Annotated in this window: 15 protein-coding genes; 7 read left to right on the top strand and 8 right to left on the bottom strand. The window is 73.0% G+C overall.

The genetic code is table 11. The features are described 5' to 3' along the window. The first annotated feature begins 163 nt into the window (after window positions 1-163). Window positions 164-1,315, top strand: a complete 1,152-nt coding sequence (locus tag FHX44_RS23910) for a PQQ-dependent sugar dehydrogenase (protein WP_246170554.1) — start codon at window positions 164-166, stop codon at window positions 1,313-1,315. 72 nt (window positions 1,316-1,387) lie between these two features. On the opposite strand, the gene gatB is transcribed toward FHX44_RS23910, so the two are convergent. The 3 genes from gatB to gatC are packed head-to-tail and all read right to left on the bottom strand — an operon-like array spanning window position 1,388 to window position 4,703. Continuing rightward, window positions 1,388-2,887, bottom strand: coding sequence for an Asp-tRNA(Asn)/Glu-tRNA(Gln) amidotransferase subunit GatB (gatB, locus tag FHX44_RS23905; protein ID WP_147257837.1), 1,500 nt, complete (start codon window positions 2,885-2,887; stop codon window positions 1,388-1,390). Further along, a complete protein-coding gene (gatA, locus tag FHX44_RS23900) occupies window positions 2,884-4,389 on the bottom strand; it encodes an Asp-tRNA(Asn)/Glu-tRNA(Gln) amidotransferase subunit GatA (protein WP_147257836.1) in 1,506 nt (501 codons plus the stop codon). The genes gatB and gatA overlap by 4 nt, the downstream gene beginning before the upstream one ends. Continuing rightward, complete coding sequence (gatC, locus tag FHX44_RS23895; protein ID WP_147257835.1) at window positions 4,386-4,703, bottom strand: Asp-tRNA(Asn)/Glu-tRNA(Gln) amidotransferase subunit GatC; 318 nt, start codon at window positions 4,701-4,703, stop codon at window positions 4,386-4,388. The genes gatA and gatC overlap by 4 nt, the downstream gene beginning before the upstream one ends. Before the next feature lie 256 nt (window positions 4,704-4,959). Between gatC and FHX44_RS23890 the strand changes: the two genes are divergently transcribed. Then, window positions 4,960-5,613: an ACT domain-containing protein gene (locus tag FHX44_RS23890; protein WP_147257834.1), complete on the top strand. Its 654-nt coding sequence runs from the start codon at window positions 4,960-4,962 to the stop codon at window positions 5,611-5,613. A 12-nt stretch (window positions 5,614-5,625) separates the two neighbouring features. After that, window positions 5,626-6,804 carry a helix-turn-helix domain-containing protein gene (locus FHX44_RS23885; RefSeq protein WP_147257833.1) on the top strand — a complete coding sequence of 393 codons (1,179 nt, stop codon included), beginning with the start codon at window positions 5,626-5,628 and terminating at the stop codon, window positions 6,802-6,804. 201 nt (window positions 6,805-7,005) lie between these two features. Here the strand turns inward: FHX44_RS23885 and FHX44_RS23880 are convergent, their stop codons facing one another. Beyond that, window positions 7,006-7,644 carry a TetR/AcrR family transcriptional regulator gene (locus FHX44_RS23880; RefSeq protein ID WP_147257832.1) on the bottom strand — a complete coding sequence of 213 codons (639 nt, stop codon included), beginning with the start codon at window positions 7,642-7,644 and terminating at the stop codon, window positions 7,006-7,008. A 68-nt stretch (window positions 7,645-7,712) separates the two neighbouring features. Between FHX44_RS23880 and FHX44_RS23875 the strand changes: the two genes are divergently transcribed. Both FHX44_RS23875 and FHX44_RS23870 read left to right on the top strand, forming a co-directional pair. Next, the gene (locus FHX44_RS23875; protein ID WP_147257831.1) at window positions 7,713-8,276 is read left to right on the top strand and encodes a peroxiredoxin-like family protein; all 564 of its coding nucleotides are present in this window, start codon (window positions 7,713-7,715) and stop codon (window positions 8,274-8,276) included. Then, window positions 8,273-8,884, top strand: coding sequence for a YHS domain-containing protein (locus FHX44_RS23870; RefSeq protein ID WP_147257830.1), 612 nt, complete (start codon window positions 8,273-8,275; stop codon window positions 8,882-8,884). The genes FHX44_RS23875 and FHX44_RS23870 overlap by 4 nt, the downstream gene beginning before the upstream one ends. 76 nt (window positions 8,885-8,960) lie before the next feature. On the opposite strand, the gene FHX44_RS23865 is transcribed toward FHX44_RS23870, so the two are convergent. From FHX44_RS23865 to ligA, 4 genes are all read right to left on the bottom strand, one after another. Then, the gene (locus FHX44_RS23865; protein ID WP_147257829.1) at window positions 8,961-10,115 is read right to left on the bottom strand and encodes a fatty acid desaturase family protein; all 1,155 of its coding nucleotides are present in this window, start codon (window positions 10,113-10,115) and stop codon (window positions 8,961-8,963) included. Window positions 10,116-10,123: 8 nt separating this feature from the next. After that, window positions 10,124-11,197 (bottom strand): ferredoxin reductase, encoded by a 1,074-nt coding sequence (locus tag FHX44_RS23860; RefSeq protein WP_147257828.1) that lies wholly within the window; start codon window positions 11,195-11,197, stop codon window positions 10,124-10,126. A gap of 111 nt (window positions 11,198-11,308) precedes the next feature. After that, window positions 11,309-12,055, bottom strand: a complete 747-nt coding sequence (locus tag FHX44_RS23855) for a 3-keto-5-aminohexanoate cleavage protein (RefSeq protein ID WP_147257827.1) — start codon at window positions 12,053-12,055, stop codon at window positions 11,309-11,311. Window positions 12,056-12,134: 79 nt separating this feature from the next. After that, window positions 12,135-14,444, bottom strand: a complete 2,310-nt coding sequence (ligA, locus tag FHX44_RS23850; protein WP_246170553.1) for an NAD-dependent DNA ligase LigA — start codon at window positions 14,442-14,444, stop codon at window positions 12,135-12,137. 128 nt (window positions 14,445-14,572) lie between these two features. Between ligA and FHX44_RS23845 the strand changes: the two genes are divergently transcribed. Together FHX44_RS23845 and FHX44_RS23840 are read left to right on the top strand one after the other, a co-directional pair. Then, window positions 14,573-15,274, top strand: coding sequence for a helix-turn-helix domain-containing protein (locus FHX44_RS23845; RefSeq protein ID WP_147257825.1), 702 nt, complete (start codon window positions 14,573-14,575; stop codon window positions 15,272-15,274). Window positions 15,275-15,330: 56 nt separating this feature from the next. Further along, window positions 15,331-15,960 carry a dihydrofolate reductase family protein gene (locus FHX44_RS23840; RefSeq protein WP_147257824.1) on the top strand — a complete coding sequence of 210 codons (630 nt, stop codon included), beginning with the start codon at window positions 15,331-15,333 and terminating at the stop codon, window positions 15,958-15,960. Window positions 15,961-16,024: the final 64 nt, after the last annotated feature.

Below are 16,024 nucleotides of genomic sequence, written 5' to 3'. Positions count from 1 at the left end.
GCGTAGCCGGGTTGAACGTCAGCAATGCCACTTTGCTGGAACGCGTGCCAGCAAAGTGGCTTTGCTGCCGTGCGGATCCCCGACGGTGGAGCGAGCCTGGTGGACGGCGACGCCCCGGCACTATTCACCGGCCGCTCACCCGCAGCCACATAGCCTGGACCTCGTGGGAGGACGGGTGCGGCGCACGGCCGCGGCGGCGCTGCTCGTGCTGACGCTCGGCGGGTGCGCCACGTTCCCCGAGCAGGGCCCGCGCGAGTGGCACGAGCAGCTCGAGGGCGCAGGCGAGCTGGGCGGGCCACCGCAGGTGCCCGAGCCCTCGCCCGCGCCCCAGACCCCACAGCCGCCGGGCGAAGAGGGGCAGACCGGTCCGCAGCAGGCGCCGTCGGGCTGCCAGGACCCCGACCCTCAGGTCGTCGCCACCTGCTTGGATCCGGTCGGCGCCATCGCCGTCCTCCCGGACGCTGCCTCCGCGCTGGTCGGCGAGCGGCGCACCGGGCGGGTGCTGCGGATCGAGCAGGGCAGCGAGCCGGAACTGGTGGCCACCGTGCCGGTGGACACGACCGGCGGCGGTGGCCTCACCGGGCTGGTGCTGTCGCCGTCCTACATCGAGGACCAGCTCGTCTACGCCTACATCACCACGCCGGAGGACAACCGCGTCGTCCGGCTCGCGGCGGGCGAGCCCGCCAAACCCGTCCTCACCGGCATCCCCCGCGGCCCGGCGAACAACGGCGGCGCGCTCGCCGTCGACGACGACGGCTCGCTGCTCGTGGCCACCGGCAACGCGGGCCAACCCGTCCCCGCTCCCGATTCCCTGGCCGGGAAGCTCCTGCGCATCGACCTGCAGGGCCGTCCGGCCAAGGGCAACCCGGACCCCCTCTCGCCGACGATGAGCTCCGGGCTGCAGTCCCCCGGCGGGATCTGCATCGATCCGCGACGCGGCGCGGCCTGGGTCACCGACCGGCGGGTGGGAGAGGACGCGCTGCACCTGATCGTGCCCGGCCAGCTCCCGGCCCCGGCGTGGCGCTGGCCGGACCGGCCCGGCGTGGCGGGCTGCACGGCGCAGGACGGAGCAGTCGCCGTTGCCCAGGTGCGTCCGCAGTCGCTGTTCGTGATCCGGACCGACCCGAAGAACCAGTTCGTCGGGGCCCCCGAGACCCTGCTGCAGGAGACCTACGGGCGGCTCTCCGCGGCCACGACGGCGCCCGACGGCCTGCTGTGGCTCGGCACCGTCAACAGGGCGGGGGGCTACCCGGTGTCCTCGGACGACCGTGTCGTCCGCATCCTGCCGCTCGCACCGGGTGGGGGTATGGACTGAGCCCGGGAGGCGGCTGATCAGGAGCCGGACGCGCAGCCGGTGCCGACCGGCCCCGCCCCCGAGCCGGCCCGCTCAGCTGCAGCGCTCGATGACCAGCTCCCGCACGCGCTTGGCGTCGGCCTGGCCCTTCGTCGCCTTCATGACCGCCCCGACGATGGCACCCGCGGCCTGGACCTTGCCACCGCGGATCTTCTCGGCGACGTCCGGCTGGGCCGCGAGGGCCTCGTCGACGGCGGCGAGCAGCGCGGTGTCGTCGGAGACGACGGCGAGGCCACGTGCCGCGACGACGTCGTCGGGCTCCCCCTCGCCGGCCAGCACGCCGTCGACCACCTGGCGAGCCAGCTTGTTGGACAGCTCGCCCGCCGCCACGAGCGCGATCACCCGCGCCACCTGAGCCGGGGTGATCGGGAGCCCTGCCAGCTCGACGCCACGGGCGTTTGCCTGCTGCGTCAGGTACGAGACCCACCACGAACGGGCCTCACCAGCGGGGGCGCCCGCCGCGACCGTGGACTCGATGAGGTCGAGCGCCCCGGCGTTGACGAGGTCCCGCAGCTCCAGGTCGGTGAGCCCCCACTCGGCCGTGATCCGGCGGCGGCGCTCCCACGGCAGCTCGGGCAGCGTGGCGCGCAGCTCCTCGATCCACTCCGCGGGCGGCGCGATCGGCACCAGGTCGGGCTCCGGGAAGTACCGGTAGTCCTCGGCGGTCTCCTTCGTCCGTCCCGCCGAGGTCGTGCCGGTGGACTCGTCGAAGTGCCGCGTCTCCTGGGTCACGCGCTCGCCGGCGAGCAGCACGCCCGCCTGGCGCGTCATCTCGTACCGGACGGCCCGCTCCACCGACCGCAGCGAGTTGACGTTCTTGGTCTCGGTGCGGGTGCCGAACTCGGTCGCGCCCTTCGGCATGAGCGACACGTTCGCGTCGCAGCGCAGCGATCCCTGGTCCATGCGCACGTCGGAGACGCCGAGGGCACGCAGCAGGTCGCGCAGCGCCGTGACGTAGGCGCGCGCGACCTCGGGCGCCCGCTCGCCCGTGCCGACGACCGGCTTGGTGACGATCTCGATCAGCGGGACGCCCGCCCGGTTGTAGTCGAGCAGGGAGTACTCGGCGCCGTGGATGCGCCCGGTGGCACCGCCGACGTGCAGCGACTTGCCGGTGTCCTCCTCCATGTGCGCGCGCTCGATCTCCACGCGGAACACCGAGCCGTCGTCGAGCGGCACGTCCAGGTACCCGTTCACGGCGATCGGCTCGTCGTACTGGGACGTCTGGAAGTTCTTCGGCATGTCCGGGTAGAAGTAGTTCTTCCGCGCGAACCGGCCCCACGGCGCGATCGTGCAGTTCAGCGCCAGCCCGATCCGGATCGCCGACTCCACCGCGGAGCGGTTGACCACCGGCAGCGCCCCCGGCAGCCCCAGGCACACCGGACACACCTGGGTGTTCGGCTCCGCCCCGAACGCGGTGGGGCAGCCGCAGAACATCTTGGTCTGCGTGTTGAGCTCGACGTGCACCTCGAGCCCGAGCACCGGGTCGAAGCGCTCCAGCACATCGGCGTAGTCGACGAGCGTCGGCGCACTCACGACGGAACCTCCAGCGAAGGGATGCGATCGATCACGGTGCCGCCCTCGGAGTTGCGCGCGGCCTCGAACGCCGCCGCCACCCGGTACATGACGGCCTCGCCCAGCGCGGGCGCCATGACCTGCAGGCCGACCGGCAGGCCGTCGTCGGCGAGACCGGACGGCACCGACATCGCCGCGGTGCCCGCCAGGTTGGTCGGGATCGTGGCGAGGTCGTTGAGGTACATGGCGAGCGGGTCGTCGACCTTGTCGCCGATCTTGAACGGGGTGGTCGGCGCTGTCGGCGAGACCAGCACGTCGGCCCGCTCGAACGCCGCGGCGAAGTCGCGGCTGATGAGCGTGCGCACCTTCTGGGCCTGCCCGTAGTAGGCGTCCCAGTAGCCGGACGAGAGCGCGTACGTGCCGAGGATGACCCGGCGCTTCACCTCGGGGCCGAACCCGGCCTCGCGGGTGGCGGCCATGACCTCCTCGGCCGACGCCCCGTGCTCGACGCGCAGGCCGTAGCGCATGGCGTCGAACCGGGCGAGGTTGGACGACACCTCGCTGGGCAGGATCAGGTAGTACGCCGCCAGCCCGTACTCGAAGTGCGGGCAGGAGACCTCCACCAGCTCCGCGCCGAGCTTCTCCAGCCGGCGCAGGGCGTCCTCGTAGGACGCGCGCACGCCGGGCTGGTAGCCCTCGCCGGACAGCTCGCGGACCACCCCGACGCGCAGCCCGGACAGGTCGGCGTCGGCGCCGCGGCGTGCGGCGTCGACGACCCCGGGCACCGGCTGGTCGATCGAGGTGGAGTCCATGGGGTCGTACCCGGCGATCACCTCGTGCAGCAGCGCGGTGTCGAGCACCGTGCGGGCGCAGGGGCCGCCCTGGTCGAGCGAGGACGCGCAGGCGATCAGGCCGTAGCGGGAGACGCCACCGTAGGTGGGCTTGGCGCCGACGGTGCCGGTGAACGCGGCCGGCTGGCGGATCGAGCCGCCGGTGTCGGTGCCGATCGCGAGCGGCGCCTCGAACGCGGCGAGCGCCGCCGCCGAGCCGCCACCGGACCCGCCCGGCACGCGGGTGGTGTCCCACGGGTTGCGGGTGGGCCCGAACGCCGAGTACTCGGTGGACGAGCCCATCGCGAACTCGTCCATGTTGGTCTTGCCCAGGATCGTGATCCCGGCCGCCCGCAAGCGGGCCGTGACCGTGGCGTCGTAGGGCGGGTGCCACCCGTCGAGGATCTTCGAGCCCGCCGTGGTGGGCATGTCGATCGTGGTGAACACGTCCTTGAGCGCCAGCGGCACACCGGCCAGCGGCGACGCGGGCGGGTTGCCCGCGGCGAGGCCCTCGTCCACCATCGCCGCCGAGGCGAGCGCTGCGTCGGCCGCGACGTGCAGGAACGCGTGCACCCGCCCGTCGACGGCCGCGATCCGGTCGAGGTGGGCCTGTGCGACCTCGACGGCCGACACCTCGCGGGAGTGGATCGTCGCGGCCAGCTCGGCCGCCGTCATCCGCGTGAGCTCGCTCATGCCTCCTCCCCCAGGATCTGCGGGACGCGGAAGCGGCCGTCCTCCGCGGCGGGGGCACAGGCCAGCGCCTGCTCCTGGGTCAGGCCGGGGCGCAGCTCGTCGGGGCGGAACACGTTCTGCAGCGGCACCGCGTGGGAGGTGGGCGGGATGTCGTCGGCGGCGACCTCGCCGACGCGGGCGACCGCACCGAGGATCACCTCGAGCTGGCCGGCGAAGACGTCCAGCTCGTCGTCGGTGACGGCGAGCCGGGAGAGCCGGGCGAGGTGAGCAACCTCCTCCCGGCTGATGTGCGCTGCCGCGGATTCGGCGGACATGTCCCTCCAGGACGGTGTGCGTGCGGAGGCCCGCAACCGGTGCGGACGATGGCGATCCCGATACCGCGCCAGGCGCCGGCATCGACCCCTGAGAGTCTAGTAGCGGGGCAGGTACGGGCTGTCGTCCGTACCGGATGTCGTGCCGAAACCGCCCGCTCCTGACACAATCCGGGGAGCAGTGCCGCCGCGTGAACCGCCCCGACTGCGGCGGGAGCAGTCCCGCGGTGGGGGGCGTGTACGCGAGAGGACGTGTGGTGTGTCGTTCCTGCTCCGGGTCGTGCTTCCGGACAAGCCGGGCAGCCTCGGGGCTGTGGCCACCGCGCTGGGCAACGCGGGTGCAGACATCCTCGGCGTCGACGTGGTGGAACGCGGCCAGGGCCATGCGGTGGACGACCTCGCCGTCGAACTGCCGCACGGCCGGCCGCCGGACGTGCTCATCACGGCCGCCGAGTCGGTGCCGGGCGTGGAGGTCGAGTCGGTCCGGCCCCACTCGGGCAGGCTCGAGACCCACCGCGAGCTGGAGCTGATCGACCAGATCGCCGGCGACCCCGACAACGGGCTCCAGCTGCTCGCCGACGGCGTGCCACGGATCTTCCGGGCCGGCTGGGCGCTCATCGCGGCGCGCGAGAACGGCTCGTCCTACCGGCTCGCGGAGAGCTCCGCCGCTCCCGAGACGCGCGCGGGCGACCTGCCGTGGCTGCCACTGGAGAAGGCGACGGTGCTGGATCCCGAGGTGCACTGGGTGCCGGAGCCGTGGAGCGCGCTCGACACCGAGCTCGCCGCGGCGCCGTTCGGCCCGAAGGACCGGGCGCTCGTCGTCGGGCGGCCCGGCGGGCCCGCGTTCCGCCCCTCGGAGCTGGCGCGCCTCACCCACCTCACGGGCATCGTCGTCACCGTCCTCGGGCCGTAAGTGGCAGTGGCGATGGACCGCCCCTGGTCCCGGGTACCGAGCTGGGTCGGCACCGCGCTGCGGCCCGAGCTCGCCGGCACGATCGACGGCATCATCGCCGCCGTCCGCGCGGAGGTTCCCGAGTACGCCCGGCCGCTCACCGGGCGCTTCGGCGCCCGGATCACCGAGGGCGTCTCGGTGGCGCTGGGTCAGTTCCTCGATCTGCTGGGCCGCGACGACCCCCTCGACGACGCCACCGTGTACCGCGCGCTCGGCCAGCTGGAGCACCGGGAGGGCCGCACGCTCGCGGCCTTGCAGACCGCGTACCAGGTGGGGACGCGAACGCTGTGGCAGCGCCTCGCCGCCAGCACCACCGCGCGGAGATTGCCCCCGGAGGTGATCTTCAGCCTGGCCGAGGCGCTGTTCGGCTACATCGAGCAGATCAGCGCCGCGTCCGTGGCCGGCTGGGCGGACGAAGAGGCCAGCCAGGCGGGATCGTTGCAGGCCCGCCGGCATGCGCTCGTGGAGCTGCTCGCCCGCCCGACGCCGCCCGTGGCCGCCGAGCTGGAACGGGCCGCCGCGGCGGCGGGCTGGACCGTGCCGGCCCGGGTCGCGGCGCTCGTCGTGGAGGACGCGGTGGCCGTCGCCGCCCGTCTGCCCGGCGCGGTCGGCGCCGACCTGGACCCGGTGGGGCTCGTCATCGTGGCCGCGCGTGGCGAGGCGGACTCGGCCTGGCTGGACCGCGTCCGCGGCGCCACAGGTGCACGGCGGGCCGTGCTCGGACCGGTGGTGGAACCCGCGAACGCACACCGCTCGACCGGGCTGGCCCAGGCCGCGTGGCCGCTGCACGCCGCAGGCCGGCTGGACGGCGACACGCCCCTCGTCCGAGCCGACGAGCACTTCCTTCCGCTGCTGCTCGCGGCGGCCCCTGAGCTCGCCGCCGCCCTCGCCGAGCGCGCACTGGCCCCGCTGCGCGCCCTGCCGGCCGGCGCCGCCGCACGCGCCGAGGAGACCCTGCGCGCATGGCTGGACGCCCATGGCGACGTCACCGCCACGGCCGCCGCGCTGCACGTGCACCCGCAGACCGTGCGCTACCGCCTCGCCTCCCTGCGCGAGACGTTCAGCGGGGCGCTCGACGACCCCACGGCCCGCCTGGAGGTGGCGGTGGCCCTGCGCACCGGCCCGGCCTGCGAGCCGGTCTCCTCATCGTGAGCGGACGCGTTCGGTGTCGCGGGCGCGGGTGACGACGGCCACCTGACAGGGGTCGAGTGCCAGCCGACCGGGTGAAGGCCGAGTTCGCCACGGTCGACGCCCTGTTCGCCAGGCGCGTTCCGCAACGCACCCCACGCCGCCGTGATCAGCGGCTCGGCGCGAACGCGGCTGAATTCAACCGTTCTCGCACCGACCTGCCGATCACGGGACCGGCCCATCAGCACGGGCTCGGTTCGTGACGAGCCCACGCAGGACGATGTCGAGCCCACGCCGGAACTCCTCGTCGGGCGACACCGACCGGGCATCGGTGGCCGTGCGCGCGAGCAACGGGTACTCGTCGGGTGACAGCTCGGACATCACGATCGTGCCGGGCCCCGACAGCGCGGCGAAGTGCTCGTTCTGCAGGAATCCGAGCAGGTGGCCGATCAGCGTGCGCTGGGCGAGCACCCGGTCGGTGCCGTCGAAGCCGCCGTCGGTGAGCACCGCCAGCATGGCCTCGATCAGACGCAGCGAGGCGGGCGCGGCCTGCCGGTGCCGCAACACCAGCGGAACCACCGCGGGATGCCGCGCCACGGCCACGCGCATGCGGTCCAGCAGTACGTGGACGCGCTCCTGCCAGCCGGCGTCCGGCAGCGCCAGGTCGACCGAGCGGAACACGTGGTCGACGACCAGCAGCTCCAGCGCCTGCCGGTCGGCGACGTAGCGGTACAGGCCCATCGTGGCCACGCCGAGCTCCTTCGCGACGGCGCGCATCGTCAGCGCCGACAGTCCGTCGCGGTCGACGACGGCGAGCGCGGCGGCGACCAGCTGGTCGTCGGTGAGCGAGCGGGGTCGGGGCACGGCTTGACAGCGTACAAGGTACGCGCATACTGGACGTACGCGTACCTTGTACTCTTAAGGAGCCGTCGATGCCGTCACCCGCCACCGTGCCCGCCCGCACGCTCGACACCGTCTCCGGCGCCCGCGTGCCGGTCCCCCACCCGGAGCGCCTCGTCCACCTGCAGTTCCGCCGGTTCGCCGGGTGCCCGGTCTGCAACCTGCACCTGCGTTCGGTGGCCAACCGGCTTGCCGAGATCGAGGCCGTCGGGATCCACGAGGTCGTCGTCTTCCACTCCAGCGCCGACGCCCTGCGTCCCTACACCTCGGACCTCCCGTTGGACGTCGTCGCCGACCCCAGCCGCATCCTGTACCGGGAGTTCGGCGTGGAGCGCGGACCGCGGGCCCTGCTCGATCCGCGCGGCTGGCCGGCGATCGCCCGCGCGATCACCCGGGAGCTGCGGGCCGTCCGGCGCGGCGACCGTCCCGCTCCGCCGGCCCACCCCGAGGGCGGTCGACTCGGCCTGCCCGCCGACGTCCTGATCGCCCCGGACGGCCGGGTGCTGGCCGCGAAGCACGGCGCGCACGTCGACGATCAGTGGTCGGTCGACGAGCTGCTCGCGCTCGTCCCCGCCGTGGCGGAGGACCGGCCGTGATGACCGTCGAGGTGCTCGTCACGGGCCGCCCGCTGACCGCCGACGCCGAACGCGAGCTGGCCGACCAGATCCTGCTGGCCCTGACCACCGAGGAGTCGGCGCCCGACGCTGTGCTGGAGTCGGCGCGCGAGCTCGTCCACGTCGTGGTCGGGCAGCCGGGGACCTGGGCCACCGGTGGTCCGTCACCGGACGGGGCGCCCCGCTACCTGGTGAGACTCACGGTGCCGCGGTCGTGGAGCAACGACCGGCAGTTCGGCCGGCACATCGTGCCGATGGTCACCGAGGCGATCGCCGCCACCGAGCCCGACCCCACTCGGCTGTACCGCGACCCGCACTGCGTCGTGCAGATCGTCGGCCTGCGCGAGCACTGCCTCGGCACGCTCGGCCGGGCCACCACGAGCACCGAGATCACCCGCCTCATGACCCGGGGCTACCGCGAGTCCGGCGAGCGTCCCGCCGCCCCCGCGGGCAGCACCGTCGACCCCATCTGCGGGATGCGCGTGGAGTGGGCCACGGCGCGGTTCACGCTCACCCACGACGGCGTCGACTACGCCTTCTGCGCCCCGTCCTGCCGCAAGGTCTTCGCCGAGGACCACGCCGTCGCGTGACTCGCACACCGACTCCGTCGCTCGGACACCGACTGCAGTCGGTGTCCGAGCACCACGATCGGTGTGCGAGGGCACGTCAGCCGGCCAGGCGGACCGGGGTGCCGACCGGCTTCGGGCGCGCCGGGAGCGCGGTGACCCCGGACTTCGGGGCGGCCTTCTCCCCGCCTCCGGGGAACGCGAGGCGGGCGATCTTGCGCAGCACCTTGCCGTACTGCCTCGGCAGCGACCCGGTGGTGTACGGCAGGCCGTAGCGCTCGCAGATGTCCCGCACCTTCGGCGCGATCTCCGCGTACCGGTTGCTCGGGACGTCGGGGAACAGGTGGTGCTCGATCTGGTGGCTCAGGTTGCCCGTCATGATGTGGAAGAGCTTGCCCCCGGACAGGTTGGCCGAGCCCAGCATCTGCCGGACGTACCACTGGCCCTTCGTCTCACCCTCGAGCCGCTCCTCCTCGAACGTCTCCGTGCCGTCCGGGAAGTGCCCGCAGAAGATCACCGCGTGCGACCAGACGTTGCGCACGACGTTGGCGGTGAGGTTCGCGAGCGCCGTGTGCAGGAAGCCCGGGCCGGACAGCAGCGGGAACAGCACGTAGTCCTTCGCGAGCTGCTTGCGGCTCTTGCGCCAGAAGGTCTTCAGCTCCGCCTTGGCCTGCGGCCACGGCTTGGTGCCGTCGCGCACCTTGTCCAGCTCGAGGTCGTAGAGCGCGATGCCCCACTCGAAGATCAGCGACAGGCCCAGGTTGGTGAGCGGCTGGAACAGGTTGGACGGCTTCCACTCCTGCTCCGGCGTGATGCGCATGATCGTGTATCCGAGGTCGCGGTCCTTGCCCCGGATGTTGGTGAACGTGTGGTGCTCGTAGTTGTGCGTCTTCTTCCACGCCTCGGCGGGCGTGGCGTGGTCCCACTCCCAGGTCGTCGAGTGGATCTTCGGGTCGCGCATCCAGTCCCACTGGCCGTGCAGGACGTTGTGCCCGATCTCCATGTTGTCGAGGATCTTGGCCACCGACAGCGCGGCCGTGCCGGCGATCCAGGCGGGCGGGAACAGCGAGAAGATCAGCACGCCACGGCCGCCGACCTCGAGGGCCCGCTGCACCGCGATCACGCGCTGGATGTACCGGGCGTCGCGCTCGCCGAGGCTGCCGACCACCTCGGCGCGGATCGCGTCGAGCTCGGCTCCGATGGCCTCGACCTGCTCGTCGGTCAGGTGCGCCGCAGCGCTGGGGGTGTCAGGCATGTCCGCTCCTACAGCTCGATCTCGACGTCGCCCGCGGCGCCGGAGACGCACGTGCGGACGCTCTGGCCAGGGGTGTCGTGCACGTCGCCGGTGCGCAGGTCGCACACTCCGCCGGAGCGCAGCTTCCCGACGCAGGTGTGGCAGATGCCCATGCGGCAGCCGTTCGGCAACAGGGCGCCGGCCGCCTCGCCCGCCGCCATCAGCGGGACGCCGGGGCCGGCTTCGGCGGTGATCCCGCTCGTGGTGAACGTGACGCGGCCACCGCTGCCGGTGTCCGCGGCGGGGGTGGGCGGCACGAACCGCTCGACGTGCAGCGCGTCCGGGTCGCCGTAGCGCGACCAGTGCTCCGTGAGCGCGTCCAGCAGGCCGCCGGGGCCGCAGGCCCACGTCTGCCGGGCGGCCCAGTCGGGGACGGCGTCGGCCAGCCCGTCTGGGGTGAGCCGTCCGTCGGCCGCCGTGTGCCGCTCGACGAGCCGCAGGCCGGTGGCACCGGCGAGCGCGCGCAGCTCCGGCCCGAACACCAGCTCCTCGGGGGTGCGGTCGCAATGGACGACGACGGCGCCGCCGAGCGTCTCGGGCCGGGTGGCTGCGAGGTCGCGCAGCATGCCCATGACGGGGGTGATGCCGCTGCCCGCCGTGACGAACAGCAGCTTCTCCGGCACCGGTTCGGGCAGCACGAACTCACCGGCGGGCGGTCCGATGCGCAGCAGGGCGCCCACCGGCGTGCGGTGCGCGAGCGCGCCGGACACCGTGCCGCCCGGCACCTCCGTGATCGTGACGGCCAGCAGCGGATCGTCGGGGCAGGAGGTGACCGAGTAGGTGCGCCACTGCCACACGCCGTCGAGCCGGATCCCGATCCCGACGAACTGTCCGGCCCGGTGCGGGGTGCGCGCCCGGCCGGTGCGTAGCAGCAGCGTGGTCGTGTCGGCGGCCTCCCGGCGCAGCCCCACCACCCGCGCGTGCGGTTCAGTGGCGGACCACAGCGGGTTCAGGGTGCCGAGCAGGTCGTCGGGCAGCAGCGGTTGCGTGAACCACGCCGCCGCGCCGCGGGCTCGTCTGCCGATGTCGCCGAGCACTCCCATGTAGGCGACGCTATTGCGCGCATCGCACACAATGCCACGGCTCCGGCCACGGCTACCCGGGCAGTTCTGTGGCGAAAGCCAAAACGAGTGCCCAGGCCCGGTGTGGGGCGCTCAGACGCGGTAGCCGCTGCTCCGGAGCTTGCGGCGGATGCCGAGCGCCTCCGAGACCAGATGGTCGTTGCCCGCGGCGAGATACCCGTTCGGGGTGACGAGCACGTCCTCGAACCCGATCCGAGTGTCGATGCCCAGCATCATCGCCTGCTCCAGCACCGGCCACGCACCCGTGTCCTCGCCGTGCAGCAGGATCGGCACCGGCATCGAGCCGAGTGCGCGGAGGACCCGGAGGCCCTCCGCCACCGCGGTGCTGGGGTCGGTGACGGTGGACTCGGCGAGCACCCGGGTGGTGCCGGGCGGCACACCGTTGGTGCGCAACGTGACGGCGTCGCCGCTGGTCCACACCCCGAGCTCGATGCCGATGCCCACCGAGCGGGCCGCGGCGCAGACGTCGACCCAGCCCTTCTCGTGCACGTTGACCGAGCACACGTCGGGCTTGCCGACGCCGAGGTGCCCCCAGGCGAGCACGGCCTCGATCCGCTTGCGGGGGTCGCGCTCGATCCAGCGGCCGGTGGTGACGCCGATCTCCATCGAGGGCACCTGCGCGCGGATGGCCGCGACCGTGTCGCCGACGAACACCGGGTCGAGCGTCTCGATTCCCGATGGGTCGCGAGGGTGCACGTGCACCGAGGTGATGTTGAGCTCGGCGACGGCGCGGGCGTCACGGGCGAGGTGGCGCGCGGTGACCGGGAGCAGGGGGTGCGCGTCGGCCGGCCACGACCCGTTCAGCACCGCCTGCAGCACGCTGGCACCCCCATTCCCGGGAATCCTAGCCGTCGGACGACCGGATCGTACGTGCTCCCGCTGGAGATGATCATGCCGGTCAGGACTCGACCGTGGCCACCCCCCTCGCGGCGTCGGGGCCCCGCTCCAGCAGAACGCGGAAGCCCGCCTCGTCGAGGATCGGAACGCCCAGCTCGAGCGCCTTGTCGTACTTCGAACCCGGCGACTCGCCCGCGACGACGAACGCGGTCTTCTTCGACACAGAACCCGCCGCCCGGCCACCGCGCGCCGCGATGGCCTCCTTGGCCTCGTCGCGGGAGAAGCCGTCCATCGAGCCGGTGATCACGATGGACATCCCCTCGAGGGTGCGCGGCACCGACGCGTCGACCTCGTCGACCATCCGGACCCCGGCGGCGCGCCACTTGCGAACGACCTCCCGGTGCCAGTCGACCGAGAACCAGTCGCGCAGCGCCGCCGCGATCGTGGGCCCGACGCCCTCCACACTCGCGATCGGGGCCAGCGCCGCGGCGAGCGCCTTGCCCTGAGCGCGAGCGGCGTCGCGCGCCGCGCGTTCCTCGACGGCGGCCCGCTCCTCCGCGGTGGGCTCGCCGTCGGTGACGGCAGCGACGGCCTCGGCGCCGGTGGCGGCCGGAGTCGCGGTGCTGCCGGGCGTGTCGTCGCCCGGGTCCTCCGCCGTGCCGTCGGAGGTGATCACGAGCCCGGCCTCCGCGGTGGCCCGGGCGGCCTCATCCGCCGCGGCCTCGATCGCGTCCATCGACCGGAACTCGCGCGCGAGCGCCTGCGCGGCCGTCGGCCCGACGTGCCGGATGGACAGACCCACGAGCACCCGCCACAGCGGCCGGTCCTTGGCCACCCCCAGGTTGGCGAGGAGGCGGTGGCCGTTGGCCGACAGCTCGCCGTCCTTCTTGCGGAAGAGCTCGACGTCGCGCAGGTCGGCCTCCGTGAGCCCGAAGACGTCGCCCTCGTCCTGCACCACCCCCGACTTCAGCAGTGCGACCGCCGCCTCGTACCCGAGGCCCTCGATGTCGAACGCGCCGCGCCCCGCCATGTGGAACAGCCGCTCCCGCAGCTGCGCCGGGCAGGACCGGTGGTTCGGGCAGCGCAGGTCGACGTCGCCCGCCTTCTGCTGGGCCAGCTCGGTGCCGCACTCCGGGCAGTGGGTGGGCATCACGAACTCGCGCTCGGTGCCGTCGCGCAGGTCGACGACCGGACCCAGCACCTCCGGGATGACGTCGCCCGCCTTGCGGATGACCACGCGGTCGCCGATGAGCACGCCCTTGCGCTTGACCTCCTGCGCGTTGTGCAGGGTGGCCAGCGCGACCGTGGACCCGGCGACGACGACCGGCTCCATCTGCGCGAACGGGGTGACCCGGCCGGTGCGCCCGACGTTGACCTGGATGTCGAGCAGCTTGGTCGTGGCCTCCTCCGGCGGGTACTTGTACGCGATCGCCCAGCGCGGCGCCCTGGACGTGGAGCCGAGTCGCCGCTGCAGCGCGACCTCGTCGACCTTGACGACGACGCCGTCGATCTCGTGCTCGATGTCGTGGCGGTGCTCGCCCCAGTACTCGACGTGGGCGAGCACCTCGTCGATGCCGGTGAGCACGACGCTGCGCTCGGACACCGGCAGGCCCCACGCCCGCAGCGCGTCGTAGCCCTGGGACTGGCGCTCGAGGGTGAACCCGTTGCGCTTGCCGAAGCCGTGGCAGATCAGCCGCAGCTTGCGCGACGCGGTGACCTTGGGGTCCTTCTGGCGCAGCGACCCCGCTGCGGTGTTGCGCGGGTTGGCGAACGGCGGCTTGCCCGCCTCGACGAGGGAGGCGTTGAGGGCCTGGAAGTCCTCCAGCCGGAAGTAGACCTCACCGCGCACCTCCACCAGCGCGGGCACCGGGAACTCGTCGGTGCCGGTGAGGGTGTCGGGCACCTCGTCGAGGGTGCGCATGTTGAGCGTGATGTCCTCACCGGTGCGGCCGTCGCCTCGGGTGAGCGCGCGGGTGAGCTTGCCGTTCTCGTAGAGCAGGTTGACGGCGAGCCCGTCGATCTTCAGCTCGCACAGGTAGTGGAGCTTGCCCTCGCCGACGTCGCGCGTGATCCGCTCCGCCCACGCACGCAGCTCGTCCTCGGTGAAGGTGTTGTCGAGGCTGAGCATCCGCTCGAGGTGGTCGTGCGCCGTGAACTCGGTGGCGAACCTGCCGACCACCTTCTGCGTGGGCGACTCGGGCGTGACCAGCTCGGGGTGCGTGCTCTCCAGCTCGACCAGCTCGCGCCACAACGCGTCGAACTGCCCGTCGGAGATGGCGGGCGCGTCGAGCACGTAGTAGCGGAACTGGTGGTCGGCCACCTCCGCGGCCAGCCGCGCGTGCCGTTCGCGCACGTCAGTGTCAGTGCTCACGAGCAGAGATTAGCGACGGGGACCGACATGCGGAGTCGGCGAGCACGGCCCCGACGGGTGGCGCCCGGCCGCCGGTGCGGAAACGGTAGCGTCCACGACCGCGACGAGAGCCGAGAGGGATGTCCCGCATGACGCTGGAGATCGAGCACCGGCCGTCGGCGTCGCCGTACGTCGAGCGCGTGTGGCGCAGCCGCAGCGACGACGTCGCCCGGATGACGGCGGTCGCGACGCCGCGTTGGAGTCTGGTCTTCTGGAAGCAGTCCGGCCGGACGTACGGTGCGGTGCAGGGCCCGGGGTCGAAGGCGAGCCATGCGCCGGTGCCCGAGGATGCCACGTTCTTCGGGATCGACTTCGCGGTCGGCACGACGATGCCGCACCTCCCGGTCGGCCGGCTGGTCGACGGGCACGCGGACATCCCCGACGCGACGGGCACGTCGGTGTGGTTGGCCGGGTCGGCATGGCATCTCCCCGACTACGACAACGCGGAGACGTTCGTACGGCGACTCGTGCGTGAGGGGGTCGTGGTCCGGGATCCTCTCGTGGCAGACGTGGTTCGTGGGGCGGAGCCGGATGCGTCGGCACGCACGGTCCAGCGGCGGTTCGTGGCGGCCACCGGCCTCACTCGCGGCGCCGTCCGGCAGATCGATCGCGCCCGACAGGCCGCGGTGCTGTTGCGGCAGGGCCTGCCGACTGCCGAGGTGGTCAACCGGCTGGGGTACTTCGACCAGCCTCACCTCGCCCACTCCCTGAGCCGCTACATCGGGCGTACCGCGACCTCGCTGAGGGATGGAGGCGGCGGCGAGCCGTTGTCGCTCCTTTACAAGACGTAGGCGCAGGTGCGCCTCTAGCGTTCCGATCTCGCAGACACGGAACTACAGGGGGCATCGTGCGAAAGCTCGTAGTCGGCTCGTTCATGACTCTGGACGGCGTGGTGCAGGCGCCCGGCGCGCCGAACGAGGATCAGGAGGGCGGTTTCGCCCACGGCGGCTGGACCGTGCCCCTGTTCGACGACGAGCTCGGACAACGCATGGTCGCGCTGACCGACCGGGCCGACGCGCTGCTGCTGGGCCGCAAGACCTACGAGGGCTTCGCGGCCAGCTGGCCGCTGGTCGGGGACGAGGACCCGATCGCCGCCAAGCTCAACCGCATCCCCAAGTACGTCGTGTCCCGCACGCTGACGACCGCCGAGTGGGCCAACACCACCATCCTCTCCGGCGATGTCGCCAAGGAGGTTGCCGAACTCCGGGAGCAGCCCGGCGGCGAGATCCACGTCTCCGGCAGCGGCACCCTCGTCCAGACACTGCTGCGGCACGACCTGGTCGACGAGTTCGTCCTGGTGGTGTTCCCCGTGCTGGTCGGGCCCGGCAAGCGGCTGTTCGCGGAGGGGACGGCGCCGGCCACGCTGGAGCTGGTGGAGACCAGTGCCACCGGCACGGGGGTGGTGATCAGCACCTATCGACGGCGCGGCCCGCTGGAGGTCGGCGCCATGGGTCCTGAACAGGAAGGCAACGCGTAGCCGATGTTCGTGACCGGAGCGGGCATCGTCGCCAGGTGTACGGCGGACGCTCGGACGGCACGCG

It is taken from the genome of Pseudonocardia hierapolitana, from assembly GCF_007994075.1.
GTDB classification, from domain to species: Bacteria; Actinomycetota; Actinomycetes; order Mycobacteriales; family Pseudonocardiaceae; genus Pseudonocardia; species Pseudonocardia hierapolitana.
The sequence above is the reverse complement of the archived record's forward strand: the minus strand, read 5'-3'. Positions and strand labels throughout refer to the sequence as shown.

Excerpts from the sequence above, each read along its gene's own strand:
- gatA (WP_147257836.1), bottom strand. The coding sequence starts at position 4,389 with ATGAGCGAGCTCACGCGGATGACGGCGGCCGAGCTGGCCGCGACGATC.
- gatC (WP_147257835.1), bottom strand. The coding sequence starts at position 4,703 with ATGTCCGCCGAATCCGCGGCAGCGCACATCAGCCGGGAGGAGGTTGCT.
- FHX44_RS23885 (WP_147257833.1), top strand. The coding sequence starts at position 5,626 with ATGGACCGCCCCTGGTCCCGGGTACCGAGCTGGGTCGGCACCGCGCTG.
- FHX44_RS23875 (WP_147257831.1), top strand. The coding sequence starts at position 7,713 with ATGCCGTCACCCGCCACCGTGCCCGCCCGCACGCTCGACACCGTCTCC.
- FHX44_RS23865 (WP_147257829.1), bottom strand. The coding sequence starts at position 10,115 with ATGCCTGACACCCCCAGCGCTGCGGCGCACCTGACCGACGAGCAGGTC.
- FHX44_RS23860 (WP_147257828.1), bottom strand. The coding sequence starts at position 11,197 with ATGGGAGTGCTCGGCGACATCGGCAGACGAGCCCGCGGCGCGGCGGCG.
- FHX44_RS23845 (WP_147257825.1), top strand. The coding sequence starts at position 14,573 with ATGACGCTGGAGATCGAGCACCGGCCGTCGGCGTCGCCGTACGTCGAG.